19 protein-coding genes are annotated in these 18,376 nt (G+C 67.5%); 6 read left to right on the forward strand and 13 right to left on the reverse strand.

Translation table 11 applies throughout. The annotated features are described in order from the left end of the window. Positions 1 to 61 precede the first annotated feature (61 nt). Genes CPY97_RS11410 through CPY97_RS11420 form a run of 3 tightly spaced genes read right to left on the reverse strand, consistent with a single transcriptional unit; the run spans position 62 to position 1,928 of the window. Entirely contained in the window at positions 62 to 334 is a 273-nt protein-coding gene (locus CPY97_RS11410) for a PTS sugar transporter subunit IIB (RefSeq protein ID WP_096422841.1), read from the reverse strand. Then, entirely contained in the window at positions 331 to 813 is a 483-nt protein-coding gene (locus tag CPY97_RS11415) for a PTS sugar transporter subunit IIA (protein WP_096422843.1), read from the reverse strand. Before CPY97_RS11415 ends, CPY97_RS11410 begins: the two co-directional genes overlap by 4 nt. Further along, positions 810 to 1,928 (reverse strand): adenosine deaminase, encoded by a 1,119-nt coding sequence (locus tag CPY97_RS11420; protein ID WP_096422846.1) that lies wholly within the window; start codon positions 1,926 to 1,928, stop codon positions 810 to 812. The genes CPY97_RS11415 and CPY97_RS11420 overlap by 4 nt, the downstream gene beginning before the upstream one ends. Before the next feature lie 41 nt (positions 1,929 to 1,969). Between CPY97_RS11420 and CPY97_RS11425 the strand changes: the two genes are divergently transcribed. Continuing rightward, positions 1,970 to 2,917 carry a nucleoside hydrolase gene (locus CPY97_RS11425; protein ID WP_096422848.1) on the forward strand — a complete coding sequence of 316 codons (948 nt, stop codon included), beginning with the start codon at positions 1,970 to 1,972 and terminating at the stop codon, positions 2,915 to 2,917. 15 nt (positions 2,918 to 2,932) lie between these two features. Here CPY97_RS11425 and CPY97_RS11430 read toward each other — a convergent pair whose 3' ends face one another. From CPY97_RS11430 to CPY97_RS11460, 7 genes are all read right to left on the reverse strand, one after another. Continuing rightward, complete coding sequence (locus tag CPY97_RS11430) at positions 2,933 to 4,231, reverse strand: thymidine phosphorylase (protein WP_096422850.1); 1,299 nt, start codon at positions 4,229 to 4,231, stop codon at positions 2,933 to 2,935. Then, the gene (locus CPY97_RS11435; protein ID WP_096422852.1) at positions 4,228 to 4,635 is read right to left on the reverse strand and encodes a cytidine deaminase; all 408 of its coding nucleotides are present in this window, start codon (positions 4,633 to 4,635) and stop codon (positions 4,228 to 4,230) included. Before CPY97_RS11435 ends, CPY97_RS11430 begins: the two co-directional genes overlap by 4 nt. Positions 4,636 to 4,660: 25 nt before the next feature. Beyond that, the gene (locus CPY97_RS11440) at positions 4,661 to 5,938 is read right to left on the reverse strand and encodes an ABC transporter permease (RefSeq protein WP_096423653.1); all 1,278 of its coding nucleotides are present in this window, start codon (positions 5,936 to 5,938) and stop codon (positions 4,661 to 4,663) included. Between the two features lie 5 nt (positions 5,939 to 5,943). Next, complete coding sequence (locus CPY97_RS11445; RefSeq protein WP_419866107.1) at positions 5,944 to 7,293, reverse strand: ABC transporter permease; 1,350 nt, start codon at positions 7,291 to 7,293, stop codon at positions 5,944 to 5,946. Next, positions 7,290 to 8,804 (reverse strand): ABC transporter ATP-binding protein, encoded by a 1,515-nt coding sequence (locus CPY97_RS11450; RefSeq protein WP_096422854.1) that lies wholly within the window; start codon positions 8,802 to 8,804, stop codon positions 7,290 to 7,292. The genes CPY97_RS11445 and CPY97_RS11450 overlap by 4 nt, the downstream gene beginning before the upstream one ends. A gap of 231 nt (positions 8,805 to 9,035) precedes the next feature. Then, on the reverse strand, positions 9,036 to 10,139 hold the full coding sequence (locus CPY97_RS11455) for a BMP family lipoprotein (RefSeq protein ID WP_096422856.1): 1,104 nt from the start codon (positions 10,137 to 10,139) through the stop codon (positions 9,036 to 9,038). Positions 10,140 to 10,379: 240 nt separating this feature from the next. Further along, a complete protein-coding gene (locus CPY97_RS11460) occupies positions 10,380 to 11,501 on the reverse strand; it encodes a mannose-1-phosphate guanylyltransferase (protein WP_096422858.1) in 1,122 nt (373 codons plus the stop codon). Between the two features lie 434 nt (positions 11,502 to 11,935). On the opposite strand from CPY97_RS11460, the gene sdhC reads away from it, so the two are divergent. The 4 genes from sdhC to CPY97_RS11480 are packed head-to-tail and all read left to right on the forward strand — an operon-like array spanning position 11,936 to position 15,341. Beyond that, entirely contained in the window at positions 11,936 to 12,328 is a 393-nt protein-coding gene (gene sdhC / locus CPY97_RS11465) for a succinate dehydrogenase, cytochrome b556 subunit (protein ID WP_269457854.1), read from the forward strand. Between the two features lie 2 nt (positions 12,329 to 12,330). Continuing rightward, positions 12,331 to 12,777, forward strand: coding sequence for a succinate dehydrogenase hydrophobic membrane anchor subunit (locus CPY97_RS11470; RefSeq protein ID WP_096422862.1), 447 nt, complete (start codon positions 12,331 to 12,333; stop codon positions 12,775 to 12,777). A 3-nt stretch (positions 12,778 to 12,780) separates the two neighbouring features. Beyond that, a complete protein-coding gene (gene sdhA / locus CPY97_RS11475) occupies positions 12,781 to 14,586 on the forward strand; it encodes a succinate dehydrogenase flavoprotein subunit (protein WP_173826886.1) in 1,806 nt (601 codons plus the stop codon). Further along, positions 14,586 to 15,341 carry a succinate dehydrogenase iron-sulfur subunit gene (locus tag CPY97_RS11480; protein ID WP_096422864.1) on the forward strand — a complete coding sequence of 252 codons (756 nt, stop codon included), beginning with the start codon at positions 14,586 to 14,588 and terminating at the stop codon, positions 15,339 to 15,341. The genes sdhA and CPY97_RS11480 overlap by 1 nt, the downstream gene beginning before the upstream one ends. 75 nt (positions 15,342 to 15,416) lie before the next feature. On the opposite strand, the gene CPY97_RS11485 is transcribed toward CPY97_RS11480, so the two are convergent. The 3 genes from CPY97_RS11485 to CPY97_RS11495 are packed head-to-tail and all read right to left on the reverse strand — an operon-like array spanning position 15,417 to position 16,805. Then, positions 15,417 to 15,752 carry a hypothetical protein gene (locus CPY97_RS11485; RefSeq protein ID WP_096422866.1) on the reverse strand — a complete coding sequence of 112 codons (336 nt, stop codon included), beginning with the start codon at positions 15,750 to 15,752 and terminating at the stop codon, positions 15,417 to 15,419. A 4-nt stretch (positions 15,753 to 15,756) separates the two neighbouring features. Continuing rightward, positions 15,757 to 16,374: a hypothetical protein gene (locus CPY97_RS11490; protein ID WP_096422868.1), complete on the reverse strand. Its 618-nt coding sequence runs from the start codon at positions 16,372 to 16,374 to the stop codon at positions 15,757 to 15,759. Continuing rightward, positions 16,371 to 16,805 carry a hypothetical protein gene (locus CPY97_RS11495; protein ID WP_150129269.1) on the reverse strand — a complete coding sequence of 145 codons (435 nt, stop codon included), beginning with the start codon at positions 16,803 to 16,805 and terminating at the stop codon, positions 16,371 to 16,373. The genes CPY97_RS11490 and CPY97_RS11495 overlap by 4 nt, the downstream gene beginning before the upstream one ends. Positions 16,806 to 16,959: 154 nt before the next feature. On the opposite strand from CPY97_RS11495, the gene CPY97_RS11500 reads away from it, so the two are divergent. Then, positions 16,960 to 18,183 (forward strand): IS256 family transposase, encoded by a 1,224-nt coding sequence (locus CPY97_RS11500; RefSeq protein ID WP_096420758.1) that lies wholly within the window; start codon positions 16,960 to 16,962, stop codon positions 18,181 to 18,183. Positions 18,184 to 18,376 lie beyond the last annotated feature (193 nt).

Below are 18,376 nucleotides of genomic sequence, written 5' to 3' on the forward strand. Positions count from 1 at the left end.
GCACTCGGCGCGGCACGCGCCTCAGCGTGCGCACCACGCGGCGCGATCGCGCATGACGCGGTCAGCCGATCGCGGCCTCGATTTTGCGCGCCAACTCGTCCGTGTCGAAGTAGTTCTCGATGACGATCGTCTCGGCGCGGGTCGCGCCGATGGCCTCGACGAACTCCTGACTCGTGAGGATCACCTGCGCGTCGGCGGCGACTCGCTGCACGGACGACACGTCGGCGGCGACGACGGTGGCGCTCAAGCCGAGGCGCTGCAGCACCCGCTCGGCGTTGACCTTCAGAATGCCGGACGAGCCGATGCCCGCCCCACAGATGGCGACGATCTTCACGAGGCGGGCCTCCGAGCATCCAGGATGTCGCGCACCTGCTCGCGCGACGTGGCGTCCGCGATCGCCAGGATGGCGGACGAATCGTTGAAGACGTTCGCGAGGGCCGCGACCGACGTGAGGTGAGCATCCGGTGCGTGAACGGCGAGGCCGATCACGACCCGAACGGGGTCGTTGTGCGCGTGCCCGAAACTCACCGGGGTGGCAAGCGTCACGACCGAGAGGCCGTCGCGACGCACCTCGGGGCCGGGGCGCGCGTGCGCGAGCGCGAGGCCCGGCGCGATGACGATGTACGGGCCGTGGTCGTCGACCATGCGCACCATCGCCTCGGTGTATTCCGTCGTCGCGCAGCCGCAGTCAACGAGGGCGTCGCCGGCGAGCCGCACGGCGTCGCGCCAGTCGTCGGCGCGCGCCTGCAGCACGATGGCGCGGTCGGCGAGCGGCGGCAGCGCGGCAACGGCCGGATCGAAGGAGTCGGTCATCGGAGGTTGTCGAACCCTTCGATGATGGCGTCGGCGAGCGCCTCGCGGTCTTCTACCGGCAGGAACGCTGCCTCGGCGGCGTTCAGTTGGAAGGCGAGCAGGTCGTCGAGGTCGTAGGCGAACTCGTCGGCGACGAGGGCGAGCTCGCGGCTGAGGGTCGTGCCGCTCATGAGGCGGTTGTCGGTGTTCACCGTGACGCGGAAGCCGAGCTGGTACAGCAGGTCGAGCGGGTGGTCGGCGAGGGTGTCGCCCCACTGCGCGATGGCGCCCGTCTGGAGGTTCGAGCTGGGGCTCGTCTCGAGCGCGATGCCGCGGTCTTTCACCCACTCCGCCAGGCGTCCGAGCGTCGCGTACTGCTGGTCGCCCTCACGGGCGATTTCGATGTCTTCGGCGAGGCGCACCCCGTGGCCGAGGCGCAGAGCGTGGCCGTCGGTCAGCGCGCTGCGGATGCTGTCGAGCCCGTCGGCTTCGCCCGCGTGGATCGTCGCGGGGAAGAATTCCGCGGCGAGCAGGTCGAAGGCGTCGCGCATGCGGCTCGGCGGGAAGCCCGCCTCGGCGCCCGCGATGTCGAAGCCGACGACGCCCGCGTCGCGGTGGCGCAGCGCGAGCTGCGCGATCTCGAGGCCGCGGTCGGCGTGACGCATGGCGCTCACGAGCTGACCGACACGGATGCGGTGGCCGGCCTCCCGGGCCGCCTCAACTCCCTGATCCAGCCCTTCTTGCACGGCCTCGACCGTCTCGTCGAGGCTGAGCCCGCGGGTCAGGTGCTGCTCGGGCGCCCAGCGCACCTCGCCCCAGATGACGCCATCGGCCACGAGGTCGTCGACGAACTCGCGGGCGACGCGAGTGAGCCCCTCACGGGTCTGCATGACCGCGGTCGTGATGTCGAACGTCTTGAGGTACTCGACGAGCGAGCCCGAGTTCGACTTCTCGGCGAACCAGGCGCCCAGCTCGTCGGCGTCGGTCGTGGGCAGCTCGACGCCCGCGTCGGCCGCGAGCTCGACGATCGTGGCCGGGCGCAGGCCGCCGTCGAGGTGGTCGTGCAACGACACCTTCGGCAGCTGCTCGAGCGCGATGTCGGTGCCGGGCAGATGGTGGGGCGTCGCCGTCGTCATACCGTCAAATCTAGTGGTCGCCAGAGCCCTACGCTGAGGGGATGCCCGAGAAGATCATCCTCGACTGCGACCCCGGCCACGACGACGCCATCGCGATGCTGCTCGCGCACGGCAGCCCCGAGATCGAGCTGCTCGCCGTCACCACGGTGATGGGCAACCAGACGATCGAGAAGGTGACCAGGAACGCGCTGTCCGTGGCGCGCGTGGCCGGCATCACGGGCATCCCGTTTGCGCGCGGGGCGGAGCGCCCGCTGGTGCGCGCGATCGAGACCGCGCCCGACATTCACGGCGATTCGGGGCTCGACGGGCCCGTGCTGCCGGAGCCCACCATCGCGCTCGATGAGCGGAGCGCCGCCCAGCTCATCATCGACACCGTCATGGCCGAAGAGCCGGGCACGGTCACCCTCGTGCCGACCGGCGCCCTCACCAACATTGCGCTCGCGGCCCGGCTCGAGCCGCGCATCGTCGAGCGCGTGAAGAAGGTCGTCTTGATGGGCGGCGGCGTGCACGTCGGGAACTGGAACGCGGTCGCCGAATTCAACATCGTCATCGACCCCGAGGCCGCGCACATCGTCATGAACGAGTCGTGGCCGCTCGTCATGGTCGGCCTCGACGTCACCCACCAGGCGCTCGCGACGCCCGAGGTTGCCGCCGCGATCGCCGCCGTCGGAACGCCCGCGGCCCGCTTCGTCGGCGAGCTGCTCGACTTCTTCGGCCACACGTACAAAGACGCGCAGGGCTTCGACCACCCGCCCGTGCACGACCCGGTCGCCGTCGCCGCGGTCATCGACCCGACGATCGTGCGCACGATCGCGGCGCCGCTCACCGTCGAGCTCACGGGAACGTCGACGCTCGGGATGACCGTGGCTGATCTCCGCGCACCCGCACCAAATGGATGCACGACCCACGTCGCCATGGATCTCGACGTCGACCGCTTCTGGGCGCTCGTGGTCGACGCGCTCGAGCGCATCGGCCACACCGACTTCTGAGGTCGGCGGCGCAGGCTACGCCTCGACGACGCCCGCGACGAGCGGGCCGCCCGTGACGACCTCGTCACCCGCCGACCCGATGCGGTACCCGCCCTCGAGCGCCTCGAGCGCACGGTCGAAGCGTGCCGCCTCGTTCGTGTGCATGGTAAACAGGGGCTGCCCCTTCGTCACGGTGTCGCCCGGCTTCGCGTGCAGGTCGATGCCCGCGGCGTGGTCGACCGGGTCCTGCTTGCGGGCGCGTCCGGCTCCGAGGCGCCAGGCGGCAATACCGAAGGGCAGCGCCTGCTGCTCGACGAGCACGCCGTCACGGTCGGCGGTCACCACGTGGGTCTCGCGGGCGACCGGCAGCGGTGCATCCGGGTCGCCGCCCTGCGCACTGATCATGGCGCGCCAGGCGTCCATCGCCTGCCCGTTGTGGAGCGCTCCTTCCACGTCGGCGTCGGTGACGCCGGCGAGCTCGAGCATGTGGCGCGCGAGCGTCACGGTCAGCTCGACAATGTCGGCGGGGCCGCCGCCGGCGAGCACCTCGACCGATTCGCGCACCTCGTTGGCGTTGCCGATGGCGAGGCCGAGCGGCACGTTCATGTTGGTGAGCACCGCGCGGGTGGCGACACCGGCGTCCTCACCGAGGCGCACCATGACCTTCGCGAGTTCGCGCGACTGCTCGATGTCTTTCAAGAACGCGCCCGAGCCGAACTTCACGTCGAGCACGAGCGCTGCCGTGCCCTCGGCGATCTTCTTCGACATGATCGACGACGCGATCAGCGGGATGCACTCCACGGTGCCCGTGGTGTCGCGCAGGGCGTACAGCTTTCCGTCTGCGGGGGCGAGCCCCGACCCGGCGGCGCAGACCACGGCGCCCGCGCTCTCGAGCTGCGCCATCATGTCGTCGACCGAGACGTTCGCCCGCCAGCCGGGGATCGACTCGAGCTTGTCGAGCGTTCCGCCCGTGTGTCCGAGCCCGCGGCCCGACAGCTGCGGCACCGCGACGCCGAACGAGGCGACGAGTGGCGCGAGCGGGAGAGTGATCTTGTCGCCCACTCCGCCAGTGGAGTGCTTGTCGGTGGTCTTCTTCGTGAGGCCTGAGAAGTCGAGCCGCGTGCCGGAGGCAACCATGGCGAGCGTCATGTCGCGCACCTCGTCGCGCTCCATGCCGTTCAGGAAGATGGCCATTGCCATGGCCGACATCTGCTCGTCGGCGATGTAGCCGCGGGTGTACGCGTCGACCATCCACTGGATCTGCTCGGTCGACAGCGTGCCGCGGTCGCGCTTGGTGCGAATCAGGTCGACGACGTCGAACGGTTCGATGCTCACGAGTGGTACTCCTCCAGGGTGCGCGGCCCGAACGCGTCGGGAATCACCTCGTCGATGGTCTTGATGCCGCTGACGGTCTCGAGCAGCATTCCCTCGGCCGAGTGTTCGTACAACAGCTGGCGGCAGCGGCCGCACGGCATCAGAGCCCCACCGTTGCCATCGACACACGTGAAGGCGATCAGCTTGCCGCCACCGGTCATGTGCAGCGTCGACACGAGCGTGCACTCGGCGCACAGCGTCAAGCCGTACGACGCGTTCTCGACGTTGCAGCCCGAGATGACGCGACCGTCGTCGACGATCGCGGCCACCCCCACGGGAAACTTCGAATACGGAACGTACGCCTTGCGCATGGCGTCCATGGCGACGGAACGCAGGGCATCCCAGTCGATGTCGGTGCTCGTCATCGCATGCTCCGGATGCTCGTGACGGTCACGATGTTATGTACGGTTTGCCGGTCGCGGCGGGCGGCCGGGAGTAGCCGACGAGGCCGGCCACGGCGAAGATCGTGACGATGTAGGGCAGCATCAGCATGAACTCGCTCGGCACGGGGGAACCGACGATCGACAGGGTCGATTGCAGGTTCGTGGCGAAGCCGAAGAGCAGCGCCGCGAGCGTTGCGCGGATCGGGTCCCAGCGGCCGAAGATGACGGCGGCAAGGGCGATGAAGCCGGCACCGTTCGTCATTTCCTTCTGGAAGGAGCCGACGGCGGCCAGCGAGAAGAAGGCGCCTCCGCCGCCGACGATCGCGCCAGCGAGCAGCACGTTCCAGAAGCGGGTCGCGCGCACCTTGATGCCGACCGTGTCGGCCGCCGTCGGGTGCTCGCCGACGGCACGCAGGCGCAGGCCCCAGCGGGTCTTGAACAGCGCGAACCACACGGCGACGACCGCGATGTACATGAGGTACACGATGATCGACTGGCGGAACAGGATCGGCCCGAGAATCGGAATCTCGCTGAGCAGCGGGATGGCGATGCGCTCGAAGCGGGCCGGCGCGTTGAAGGCCGCCGAGTTGCCCGACATGAGGGTCGAGAACAGGAAGCTCGTGAGGCCGATGACGAGCACGTTCAAGACGACACCGACGATGATCTGGTCGACGAAGTACTTGATCGAGAACGAGGCGAGGATCGTCGACACCAGCGCGCCGGCGAGCATGGCCCCGGCCAGCCCCGCGAACGGGTTGCCGGTGATGCTCGCGACGAGCGCCGCGACGAACGCGCCCGAGAGCAGCTGGCCCTCAATCGCGATGTTGACGACACCCACGCGCTCGCTGATGACGCCGCCGAGCGATCCGAAGATCAGCGGCGTCGACACGGTGAGCGCTCCGGCGAGCAGACCGATCATCGGCAGCGTCGCGCCGGCCGCCGCCCAGGTGAGGAACGCGGTGAGGAAGATGACCGCGAACAGTGTGGTCACCCACAGTGGGATCGTCTTCGCCTCGCGCGCCCGCAGGAAGGCGTAGACCGTGATGGTGGCCATGGCAGCGGTCGCCACGATGCCCGTCGCGAGCGCCGGTAGCGGGATCTCGGGCAGCTGAATGAGGTCGCTGTTCGTGCTGAGGCGGAAATTCGTGACGCCGTCACGACCGAGGCCGATGAACAGCACCGCGGCGATGACGACGAACGCCGAGAATCCGATGGGGGCCTTCCAGCTGCGCACCGCGATTGTCGCGGGCGCGGAGCCGCCGGCGGGGACGGGGGTGGTTTCCACGTCGATCACTTCGCTACCTCCGCCTTACGGTCGAGCTTCGACTTTCGCCAGTGGAAGTTCGGGTCGGGTGTCGGCAGTCGGAAGATCGAGCGCACGAGCGGTGGTGCCGCGATGAAGAGCACGATGAACGACTGCACGACGAGCACGATGTCGACGGGGATTCCCTCGGCGGCCTGCATCGTCACGGCGCCCGCCTTCAGGGCTCCGAACAGGATGCCCGCAAAGAAGACACCGACGGGCTTCGAGCGGCCGAGCAGGGCGACGGTGATGGCGTCGAAGCCGATTCCGGCGTCGAGGCCGGCCGCGATACCGCCGGTGAAGTTGCCGAGCGCCTGCTGCACGCCGGCGAGGCCCACGAGGGCGCCGGCGATGACCATCACCTTGACGTACGTGGCCTTCACGTTGATGCCGGCAACCCGCGCGGCGTGCGGGTTCTCACCGACGGCCCGGAACTGGAAGCCCATCGCCGAGCGGTTGAGCAGGTACCAGACGTAGATCGTCGCGACGATAACGAGGATGAACCCGAGGTTCAGGTCATACGCGTCGCCCGCGATCTTCGGGAATTGCGCGGTCTCGAGCATCGGGGCCGAGCGCGGGTTCGACTGACCCGGCGCCTGCAGGGCACCGGGGGTGCGCAGCAGGAACGAGATCAGGTAGAACGCGATGTAGTTCAGCATGATCGTCACGATGACCTCGTGGGCACCGGTGCGCGCCTTCAGGAGGCCGACGATGCCGCCCCAGATCGCGCCGCCGATGAGGCCGACGACGAGGGCGACGATCAGGTGGATGACCGGGGGAAGCGGAACGTAGGCTCCCACGTATCCGGCAGCGGCGGCGGCGATGAGGATCTGTCCGCGACCACCGATGTTGAACAGGCCCACGCGGAACGCGAGCGCCACACCGAGGCCGGCCGCGATCAGCGGGGTCGCGTTCGCGAGCGTCGCCGTGAGCGGGCGGATCGCCGCCGCAAAGTCGTCGGCGCGCAGGTAGTTGAACACCGAGCCGCGGAAGAGAGCCGCGTATGCGCCACCCACGGCGTCGGCGATGGCGCCGATCATGTCGCCGGGTCGCGCGAAGAAGTAGGTCGCCGTCTGCTGCACCACGGGGTCGGTCAGCGCGATGAGGATGCCGCCGAAGACGAACGCCAGCACGACAGCGAGCAGCGAGATCATCGCCGAGCCGCCGACGATCTCTTTCACGATCTGGTTCTGGCGTGGCGCCTCCTGCGTCTCCGCGGGAACGGCCGCCGGGGCGTCCGTCACCGTCGCGGGTGCTGCCGCCTCGGGGCCGGTTCCGGCTGCCGACAGCTGGTCGGGCTTGTCGGGCGTCGCCTTGTTGTCGTTCGTGTCGCTCACGCCGCCACCTCCGCGGGGGTCTCTCCAGCCATCATGAGTCCGAGTACGTCGCGCGGGGTGTCGCCCGGCACGATGCCGATGATGCGCCCGCGATACATGACCGCGATGCGGTCAGCGAGCGCCGCGACCTCGTCGAGCTCGGTCGAGACGACGATCACGGGAACCCCCGAGTCGCGGGTTTCGACGATGCGCTTGTGCACGAACTCGATCGATCCGACGTCGAGGCCGCGCGTCGGCTGCGCGGCAATGAACAGTCGCAGTTCGCGGCTGAGCTCGCGAGCGAGCACGACCTTCTGCTGGTTTCCGCCCGACAGGCGCCCGACCTTCGTCGCGATGCCCTGGGCGCGCACGTCGAACTCGGCGACCTTCTCGGTGGCGAATTTCGCGAGCGCGTCGAGCTGCAGGGTGCCGGCCTTGACGAAGGGCTCGCCCGTGTAGCGGTCGAGCATGAGGTTCTCGGCGATGGTGAACTCGCCGACCAGGCCGTCTTCCTTGCGGTCTTCGGGAACGAACCCGACCCCCGAGTCGAGTACCCCGCGCGGGTTTTTGCCGACGAGTTCGGTGCCGTCGAGCACGATCGAGCCGAGCACGCGGTGCTGCAGGCCCATGATCGCCTCGGTGAGTTCGGTCTGCCCGTTGCCCTGAACGCCCGCGACGCAGAGAATCTCGCCGCGCTTCAGCGTGAACGAGACGTTGTCGACGAGCACCTGACCGATCGGGTCGGTGACCGTGAGGCTGTCGACGACGAGGGCGTCGTCACCCGGGGTCGCCGCGGCCTTATCGACGGTGAGTGACACGGCACGGCCGACCATGAGCGATGCGAGCTCGGCGTTCGAGGCGGTCGGTTCAGCTTCGCCGACGACCTTGCCGAGACGAATGACCGTGATGCGGTCGGCAACCTCGCGCACTTCGCGCAGCTTGTGCGTGATGAAGACGATCGCGGTGCCCTCCGCCTTGAGCTGGCGCATGATGTCCATGAGCTCGTCGGTCTCTTGCGGGGTCAAGACGGCGGTCGGCTCGTCGAAGACGAGAACCTTCGCGTCGCGCGAGAGCGCCTTAATGATCTCGACCCGCTGCTGCACGCCGACCGGCAGGTCTTCGATCTTCGCGTCGGGGTCGATGTCGAAGCCAAAGCGTGCGCTGATCTCGCGCACCTTGGCCCGTGCGGTCTCGAGGTCGAGCACGCCAGCTGCCTTCGTGCTCTCGTTGCCGAGCATCACATTCTCGGCGACCGTGAAGACGGGAATGAGCATGAAGTGCTGGTGCACCATGCCGATGCCGGCGTTCATCGCGTCACCGGGGCCCTCGAACTTCTGCACGACGTCGTTCAGGAGGATCTCGCCCTCGTCAGCCCGGTACAGGCCGTAGAGCACGTTCATGAGGGTGGACTTGCCGGCACCGTTCTCACCGAGGAGACAGTGGATCTCGCCGGGTTCGACGGTCAGGTCGATGTGGTCATTCGCCGTGAGCGCGCCAAAGCGCTTGGTGATGCCACGAAGCTCGAGCTTCATGATCTGGGCCTTCCTGCGCCGCCGGGGTCGCGGCACTGCTTCCGAGATTCACTGTACTGGGGGCACACGGCCGGATTTTGAGCACGGGAGCGCTCATCTGAGCAGGAGGGGCGGGATGCTCGCAGCGCGCGTTCGTCGCCCGTCGCGCCCCGCGCATCCGTCGCCCCGTAACGGGCTGAGGGGGAGGCCGACTTTCGTCGACCTCCCCCTCAGTGAGGTACTACCGGGTTGTTACTGACCGGGCGTTGCCGGCGACTCGACGACGAGCTCGCCCGAGATGATCGCGGCGATCAGCTCGTCGATCTGCGCCTGCAGCTCGGGGTCAACCGATGCCTCGAAGTCGTGGAACGGGGCAAGGCCCACGCCGTCGTTCTCGAGGCTGCCGATGTAGAGGCTGTTGTCGAAGTTGCCCTCGGCCGCAGCGGTGACGACGTCGTACACGGCGTTGCCGATGTTCTTCAGCACCGAGGTGAGGACGAGGTCGCCCAGGTCGGGGTCGGAGACGAAGATGTCCTTGTCAACACCGATGAGAGCGATGTCTTGACCCGAGTCGCGAATCGCTTCAGCGGCGCTGAAGTAGATCGGGCCACCGACCGGCATGAGCACGTCAGCACCCTGGTCGATCAGGTTCTGCGCCGAGGTCAGCGCCTCGGTGCCGGGGGCGAAGCCACCGGTGAACGCGCCGTCCTGGGCGTCGAAGTCCCAGCCGAGGGTGGTGACGTCGGTGCCGTTCTGCTCGTTGTAGTAGTCAACGCCCTGCACGAAGCCGTCCATGAAGATGGTGACCGGCGGGATCGGGATGCCACCGAAGGTGCCAACGACGCCCGACTCGGTGTAGCTCGCGGCAGCGTAGCCGGCGAGGAACGCCGCCTGAACGGTGTCGAACAGGATCGGCTTCACGTTGTCAGCCTCGACGAAGTCGTCGATGATCGCGAAGTTCACGTCGGGGTTCGCGGCCGAGGCGGTCGCGGTCGCCTCGTTGAGGAGGAAGCCGACCGTGACGATGAGGTCGCAGCCCTGGTCGACGAGCGCCTGCACGTTGGGGGCGTAGGCGTTCTCGTCAGCAGACTCAACGGCGACGAAATCGACCCCGAGGTCGTTCGCGGCCGACTCGATGCCGTCGTACGCGGCCTCGTTGAACGAGCGGTCGTCCCAGCCACCGGCGTCGGAAACGATGCAGGGCAGGAAGTCGAGCGCGGGCTCGGTCGGGGCGTCGGTGCCGGGAGCCGTCGTGGGCTCGTCGTCGGGGGCCGCGGCGCAGCCCGTGAGCACGAGCGCGCTCGCGCCGAGCAGGGCGAGACCGGCGAGGCCGGACTTGCGGGTAGTGATCGTCAAGGTGTCCTCCAGAAAAGGGGTTCCCACGCGGGGGCGCGTGAGCGAATTGGCTCCACGTTAGCGCCCGATGGGGCCCTGTTCACCCGGTCTTTAGTCCCGGAGACCGAAGCGTTACGAATCCGGAACGCACGCGGAATCCCGCGGAAATTCAGGCGTCTCACGCAACCACGTGCATCCGGCTGCTCAAAAGAGCACGCGTTGCTCAGTCGAGATCGCCTGAGAGCGGGATGCTCACACCCCCTACAAGAGGTCGCTGCGGCCCGCCTGTTTGATCGCGTCAACAACAGCCTTCACGCGTTGCGCGTTCTCGCGGGTCGTGACGAGGAGCGCGTCAGGGGTGTCGACGACGACGATGTCGGTCACCCCGATGAGCGAAATCAGCCGCGGCGACTGCGACACCACCACGCCACTCGCCGAGTCGGCCAGCACGCGCGCACCCTCGCCCAGAATCGCGAGGTCGCCGACACGGCCGCCCGACAGAAGCTTCGCCAGCGACGAGAAGTCGCCGACGTCGTCCCACGGGAAGTCCCCCCGCACGACGGCGAGACGCCCCCGCTCGGCAGCGGGCTCCGCAACGGAATAGTCGATCGCGATCTTCTCGAGCAACGGCCAGGTGGCGTCGACGACGTCGTCGCGTTCCGCGGTATCCCACGCCTCCGCGATGCGCATCAGCCCGTGGTGCAGCGCCGGCCTCGTCTCGGCGAGCTGGGCGAGCAGAACGTCGGCGCGGGCGATGAACATGCCCGCGTTCCAGCAGTGGTCTCCCGACTCGACGTAGGCAGTGGCCGTTGCCAGGTCGGGCTTCTCGACGAAGCGTTCGACGAGCTGGGCGTGCGGAGCGCCATCCACGGCGAGCGCCGCACCCGTCTGGATGTACCCGAAACCTGTCGCCGGTTCAGTCGGCTCGATGCCGATCGTCGTGATGTACCCCTCCCGGGCGACGGCCACCGCCTCGGAGACGACGGCGCGAAAGCGCTGCGCATCCCCGATCACATGGTCGGCGGCGAACGACCCGATCACCACCTCGGGATCACGGCCGTGCAGGATCGCGGCGGCGAGGCCGATCGCGGCGGAGGAGTCCTTCGGCTCGCTCTCGAGCACGATGTTCGCCTCAGCCAGCTCGGGCAACTGCTCGATGACGGCGACCCGGTGCGCGCGGCCGGTGACCACCATGATCGCGTCGTCGCCGGTGAGGGGCTTCAAGCGGTTCCAGGTGTCGCGCAGCAGCGTGTGACCGCTGCCGGTGAGGTCGTGCAAGAACTTCGGCGTCTCGGCCCGCGACAGGGGCCACAGTCTCGAGCCGACTCCTCCGGCGGGAATGATCGCGTGAAAGTGCGGCAGCGTCTCGTCGGGCGCGGTCATGCGCGTCACCCTATCGCCCGACCGTGTCTACCGGGGGTTCTCACCGTCCACCGACAGCGTCCTAAACGACCGGCGACGGCGTCACGACCTCCGTCGCCCGCGCTTGCGGGCGGGCCGATCGGTCTGATTGCGCACGTGGGAGGCTTTCGGAAACCAGCTGGTCGGTCACGACGGGCGCGTCATCGACGCCGCGCGCGCCCGCGTGGGCGAGCGATTCGCCCTCGCCGGGGTGTGACAGGCGAATACCCACCGCGTCCGGGCAAAGCACTCAGAAAAGTGCGCCTACACTGAAGACACATCGGCGGCCACCAGTCGAGAACAGCAATCACCGGAGCCGACGCCGCGCGCGTCGACCATTCCGCCCCTGAGGAGGGTTTCTCGTGCCAGCGAAGGTTACGGGAGCTGAGGGCACAGAAGCCTCGGCGACCACGTCCATACCCGAACCCCGCCGATCGGTCTTATCGACCGGCACCCTGTACCGCGGCCGCGAGGGCATGTGGTCGTGGGTCCTGCACCGCATCACCGGTGTGGCGATCTACTTCTTCCTGCTCGTGCACATTCTCGACACGGCGCTCATTCGCGTCAGCCCCGAGGCCTACAACGCGGTGATGGAGACGTACAAGAACCCCGTCATGGGCATCGGCGAGCTGTTCCTCGTCGGCGCCGTCGGCTTCCACGCCCTGAACGGTCTGCGCATCATCCTGGTCGACTTCTGGAAGGTCGGCACGCGCCACCACCGGACGATGTTCTGGGGCGTCCTCGGCGTGTGGGCCGTGCTGATGATCGGCTTCACCCCCCGCCACCTGATGAACGTGTTCGGAGGCTGACCATGACTGCAACCATCGACGCACCCCGCAGCCCGTACGCGCAGACGAAGCGCGGCGTCAACTGGGAGAAGTGGGGCTGGATCTACATGCGGGCCTCGGGCATCATGCTCGTCGTCCTCGTCTTCGGCCACCTGTTCGTCAACCTCATGACGGGCACGGGCATCAGCCAGATCGATTTCGGCTTCGTCGCCGGAAAGCTCGCCGACCCGTTCTGGCAGATCTGGGACACGCTGATGCTGTGGCTCGCCCTCATCCACGGTGCCAACGGCATGCGCACCCTCGTGAACGACTACGTGTCGCGCCCCGGCACCCGCCGCCTCCTGCACGGTGCACTCGCCGCCTCGACGGTTGTGCTGCTCGTGCTCGGCACCCTCGTCATCTACACCTTCGACCCCTGCCCGGCCGGCGCTGATCCGTCGCTGGTCGCATCCTTCTGTGAGGGCCTGTAAACCATGAGCATCACTGACACGGCTCCGGCGATGCCGGAGGTCATCACGCACCATCACCAGTTCGATGTCGTCATCGTGGGCGCCGGTGGCGCCGGGATGCGCGCGGCCATTGAGGCCGGACCGAACGCCAAGACGGCGGTCATCTCGAAGCTGTATCCGACGCGTTCCCACACGGGCGCGGCGCAGGGCGGTATGGCCGCGGCGCTCGCAAACGTCGAGGAAGACAGTTGGGAGTGGCACACCTTCGACACCGTCAAGGGCGGCGACTACCTCGTCGACCAGGACGCGGCCGAGATCCTCGCCAAAGAGGCGATCGACGCGATCATCGACCTCGAGAACATGGGCCTGCCGTTCAACCGCACGCCCGACGGCAAGATCGACCAGCGCCGCTTCGGCGGTCACACCCGCGACCACGGCAAGGCGCCCGTGCGCCGCGCCTGCTACGCGGCCGACCGCACGGGTCACATGATCCTGCAGACCCTCTTCCAGAACTGCGTGAAGCTGGGTATCGAGTTCTACAACGAGTTCTACGTGCTCGACCTCGTCATGAGCGAGGTGGGCGGCGAGCGCGTCGCCTCCGGCGTCGTGGCCTACGAGCTCGCGACCGGCGACCTGCACGTGTTCCACGCAAAGAGCGTCGTGTTCGCCACCGGTGGCTTCGGCAAGATCTACAAGACCACCTCGAACGCCCACACCCTCACCGGTGACGGCGTCGGCATCATCTGGCGCAAGGGCATCCCGCTGGAGGACATGGAGTTCTTCCAGTTCCACCCGACCGGGCTGGCCGGCCTCGGCATCCTTCTCACCGAGGGTGCGCGCGGTGAGGGTGCGATCCTGCGCAACGCCAGCGGTGAGCGCTTCATGGAGCGCTACGCCCCGACCATCAAAGACCTGGCGCCGCGCGACATCATTTCGCGCTGCATGGTGCAGGAGGTCGCTGAGGGTCGCGGCGCTGGCCCGAACAAGGACTACGTGCTGCTCGACTGCACGCACCTGGGCGCCGAGGTGCTCGAGACGAAGCTGCCCGATATCACCGAGTTCGCCCGCACCTACCTCGGGGTCGACCCGGTGCACGAGCCGGTGCCGGTCATGCCGACCGCGCACTACGCCATGGGCGGCATTCCGACCAACATCAAGGCCGAGGTGCTGAGCGACAACGAGACGGTCGTGAAGGGCCTCTACGCCGCCGGCGAATGCGCGTGCGTGTCGGTGCACGGCTCGAACCGCCTCGGCACCAACTCGCTGCTCGACATCAACGTCTTCGGCAAGCGTGCCGGCACGTACGCCGTCGAATACGCCAACTCGGCCGAGTTCGCTCCCCTCCCCGAAGACCCGGCCAAGGAGGTGCGCGAGATGGTCGAGCGCCTGCGCGTCGCCAACGGCCCCGAGCGTCTCGCCGAGCTGCGCAAGACGCTGCAGGAGGAGATGGACAAGAACGCCCAGGTGTTCCGTACGGAAGAAAGCCTCGGCAGCGTCACCCAGACCATTCAGGAGCTGCGTGACCGGTACCTCAACGTCGGCATCCAGGACCGCGGCAAGCGGTTCAACACCGACCTGCTGGAGGCGATCGAGCTGGGCTTCCTGCTGGACATCGCCGAGGTCGTCGTATTCTCGGCGCGCAACCGCAAGGAAAGCCGTGGCGGCCACATGCGCGACGACTACCCCGACCGCAACGACGCCGACTACATGCAGCACACGATGGCCTACCTCGTCGGTGACCTGCACTCGGCGAACCCGGAGGACCACATCCGCATGGATTGGAAGCCCGTCACGATCACGCACTACCAGCCCATGGAGAGGAAGTACTGATGGCGACTGCAACCGCAGAGGCCCCCTCGCAGGACGTCGGCGCCGTTCAGGCCTTCACCGTCACGCTCATCGTTCGCCGGTTCGACCCCGAGAAGGACGCCGAGCCGTACTGGGAAGACTTCGACGTCGAGATGTACTCGACCGACCGTGTGCTCGACGCGCTGCACAAGATCAAGTGGGACCAGGACGGCACGCTGTCGTTCCGCCGCTCGTGCGCTCACGGCATCTGCGGCTCCGATGCGATGCGCATCAACGGCCGCAACCGGCTGGCGTGCAAGACCCTCATCAAGGACCTCGACGTGACGAAGCCGATCTACGTCGAGGCCATCAAGGGTCTGCCGCTCGAGAAGGACCTCATCGTCGACATGGAGCCCTTCTTCGAGTCGTATCGTGCGGTGCAGCCGTTCCTCATCGCGAGCGACAAGCCCGAGAAGGAGCGCATCCAGTCGATCGAGGACCGGGCGCGATTCGATGACACGACCAAGTGCATCCTGTGCGCCGCGTGCACGTCGTCGTGCCCCGTGTTCTGGACCGACGGGCAGTACTTCGGCCCCGCCGCGATCGTGAACGCGCACCGCTTCATCTTCGACAGCCGCGACGAAGCCGCCCAGGTGCGTCTCGACATCCTCAACGACAAGGAAGGCGTGTGGCGCTGCCGCACAACCTTCAACTGCTCGGAGGCCTGCCCCCGCGGCATCGAGGTGACGAAGGCGATCGCCGAGGTCAAGCAGGCGATCCTGTCGGGCAAGCCGTAACGGCACCACCCGATCAGCGCACGCGAGGGGCCCCGACGAGCGATCGTCGGGGCCCCTCGACGTTGTCGGGCGGCGCTAGCGGGACCGGATGAACGGGATCGCGATGCGGGGGTTCAGCACGCGCCCGTTGCCGGCGACGGCGAGAACGGCGACATACAGCGCCAGAGCCACGAGCACGGTGAGCACCGTAAGCGCCCAGTTCGCCGCGTGACGCGCGTTCTCCGCGGCGACTGCGTGCCCGCTGCGCTCCGCCGAGGGCCGCACCGCCATCATCACGATCGCCGCCCCGATGAGCGGGAGAACCGGCAGGGGTGCCCACGCGATGAAGCCGAGGGCCCATGACTTCTGGCCGGTGGGCACACGGGCAGGCGGCGGGGTGTAGGGCTGGGAGGTGGTGTTCTTGTCACTCACCCGATCACAAACCTTCTCCACCAGCCCGATCGAAACCCGGGATTCGCCTCACGAATGCATCCACCGATTCGCGGAGTTTCTCCGCGGACACCGTCGTGTCGCCGGTGAGCAGGAAGGCCAGGAGCGCATCGGGTTCGATTCCGCACGTCCAGGCCGCTAGGGCAAGCTCAGAGCAAGCCTGCTCGGCGTCAGCGACCGCCTCGTCGCCGTGCAACAACACTCCCGCGCTGGAGACCGACCAGCCTCTCGGAAGCCGACTCGGCCACCCGGCCTCGACCCGGCCGACTCGCTGTTCGGCGATAGCCTTCGCGGCCGTCGAGTCGAGGGTGCGCAGGCCCCGACGGATGTCGCCGACAAACTGATAGGCCAGCACGCGAGCGACCACGTCATGATCAATCGACCGCGCACGGACAGGCCATGGCTTGTCGGGCGCGGGGCGCTCACCACCCGAGCGATAGACGAGCGCATCACTCTCGAATCGCACGGAGGTCTCCGTCGTCCACGAGCCGTCCAGGCACAGGGTCTGGTCGTGCACGCGGGGGTTCATGTCGGGCGACACGAGCGCGAGCCATCCAATGCGCTCGAATCCGGGAAGTGCCGGGCGTCGTCGCTCTGAGGTCACGACGGAGACTCCTGCCCGCCGAGGTGCGCCATGGCAACCAGGGTCTGCGCGGCCTCCTGGTCGGTCTCGACGGTGCGCTCGTCAACGATGCTCCCGCGCTCGACGAACCGCACAGCGAGTTGTCCGCCCTGCTCGACTACATCCCACTGCAGCTCCATGTCTCCGACGCCCAGGAGTCGCTGCCCATGGGAGGGCCAGACCGCCAGCCGGCGTTGCCGCAACCGGTTCGTGAGAGACCTGTCATCACGAACACGCATGGCCGCGCGAGTTGCTCGCCAGATGTCGGTGGCCAGCTCATCAACAACTGCCCACGCATTCTCGACCAACGCAGCACGTTCCGCGGAGTCACCCTCGTCACACGACACCACCGAGTTGAGCACCCAGCCCGCGTCCACGAACTCGACGTGCAGCGGGCGCTGAGGCGAACGCACGATACCGACGTCCGTAATCAAACGCCACCCGGGGTGACGTCCCCTGGGGTGGTGTAATTCTCGGGCTCGAGTGTCGCGTCGTTGACGTGGTGAGCCATCGTGCGATGGTCAGGGAGAACTGTCTAGGAATCTCACGAAAGGACACATACGCACGATGGCTCTTGACCAGTCTGCCCTCCTCGAGTTGCTCGGGGAACTTAAACTCACCGATGTCACCGACCGAATCCGGGTTGCGACCGAGACGCTCTATCAGGAGCTGATCGATGCCGAAGCGGCTGCGTTCATCGGTGCCGCCCCGTTCGAACGCACTCCGGATCGTGTCACGCAACGCAACGGCACCCGCCCGCGCACCCTTGCGACCACTGCGGGCGAGTTGGAGTTGCGGGTTCCGAAGCTGCGGCAGGGGTCGTTCTTCCCGTCGCTGCTGGAGCGGCGCCGCCGAGTCGATCAGGCCTTGTTCGCGGTCGTGATGGAGGCCTACGTTCACGGCGTCTCGACCCGCAAGGTCGACGATCTAGTGAAAGCGCTCGGCGCTGACACCGGCATCTCCAAGAGCGAGGTGTCGCGGATCTGTTCGAACCTGGACGAGGACGTCGCCGCGTTCCGAGACCGGCCACTGGCCGACCAGGCCTACCCATACGTGTTTCTCGACGCGACCTATTGCAAAGCCCGCGTCGGCCGGCGGGTGGTCTCCCAAGCCGTCGTCGTCGCGGTCGGCATCGCCGCCGACGGGCGCAGGGAAGTGCTCGGTTTCGAGGTGGGAGACACCGAATCGCAACCGTTCTGGACCACGTTCCTGCGTTCGTTGAAGGCTCGTGGGCTTGCCGGGGTGAAGCTGGTCATCTCCGACGCCCACACGGGTTTGATTGCCGCGATCGAGACCGTGTTCCACGGCTCGTCCTGGCAGCGATGCCGGGTCCACTTCATGCGCAACGTGTTGGCGAACGTGCCCAAGACTGCAGGCCCCATGGTTGCCTCGATTATCCGCACGATCTTCGCCCAACCCGACGCCGAGCACGTGAACACCCAGTTCGACGAAGTCACGCGCATGCTCACCCGCTCCCACCCCAAGATCGCCGACATGCTCGAGACCGCGCGCGAGGACCTGCTCGCCTTCACCGGGTTCCCGACCGCGCACTGGCGACAGATCTGGTCCACCAACCCACTGGAGCGGGTCAACAAAGAGATCAAACGCCGCACCGATGTCGTGGGCACCTTCCCGAACCCTGCCGCGCTACTGCGCCTGGCCGGGCACGTGTTGATCGAGCAACACGACGAATGGGACGGCGCCGACCGCCGCTACTTCAGCGAACACTCCATGAAACTCCTCAACGCAACAGAACAGGAGGTGGCGATCCCGGAACTGAACGCGGCATAATCACCAAAAGCTGATCCCGCACGGTGTTGAGAAACTCCACCACTCAGAGGGACGTCACCCCACCCGGCAATTTCTCGGCCGTTGTGCATCAGCGCAATTCGGTCTGCAGGCCCCGTGCCCCAGGACAGCCCGCACAACACCGTAAGCACTGCGCGCCGCCAAAACCGATCCGGGTTCCGCGGGGCGGGCGGCA

It is taken from the genome of Microcella alkaliphila, from assembly GCF_002355395.1.
In the GTDB taxonomy this organism is placed as follows: domain Bacteria; phylum Actinomycetota; class Actinomycetes; order Actinomycetales; family Microbacteriaceae; genus Microcella; species Microcella alkaliphila_A.

Bases quoted from the DNA above. Each gene is read 5' to 3' on its own strand.
- CPY97_RS11480 (WP_096422864.1), top strand. From the start codon at position 14,586: ATGGCGACTGCAACCGCAGAGGCCCCCTCGCAGGACGTCGGCGCCGTT.
- CPY97_RS11435 (WP_096422852.1), bottom strand. From the start codon at position 4,635: ATGACGAGCACCGACATCGACTGGGATGCCCTGCGTTCCGTCGCCATG.
- CPY97_RS11500 (WP_096420758.1), top strand. From the start codon at position 16,960: ATGGCTCTTGACCAGTCTGCCCTCCTCGAGTTGCTCGGGGAACTTAAA.
- sdhA (WP_173826886.1), top strand. From the start codon at position 12,781: ATGAGCATCACTGACACGGCTCCGGCGATGCCGGAGGTCATCACGCAC.
- CPY97_RS11425 (WP_096422848.1), top strand. From the start codon at position 1,970: ATGCCCGAGAAGATCATCCTCGACTGCGACCCCGGCCACGACGACGCC.
- CPY97_RS11450 (WP_096422854.1), bottom strand. From the start codon at position 8,804: ATGAAGCTCGAGCTTCGTGGCATCACCAAGCGCTTTGGCGCGCTCACG.
- CPY97_RS11470 (WP_096422862.1), top strand. From the start codon at position 12,331: ATGACTGCAACCATCGACGCACCCCGCAGCCCGTACGCGCAGACGAAG.
- CPY97_RS11420 (WP_096422846.1), bottom strand. From the start codon at position 1,928: ATGACGACGGCGACGCCCCACCATCTGCCCGGCACCGACATCGCGCTC.
- CPY97_RS11460 (WP_096422858.1), bottom strand. From the start codon at position 11,501: ATGACCGCGCCCGACGAGACGCTGCCGCACTTTCACGCGATCATTCCC.
- CPY97_RS11415 (WP_096422843.1), bottom strand. From the start codon at position 813: ATGACCGACTCCTTCGATCCGGCCGTTGCCGCGCTGCCGCCGCTCGCC.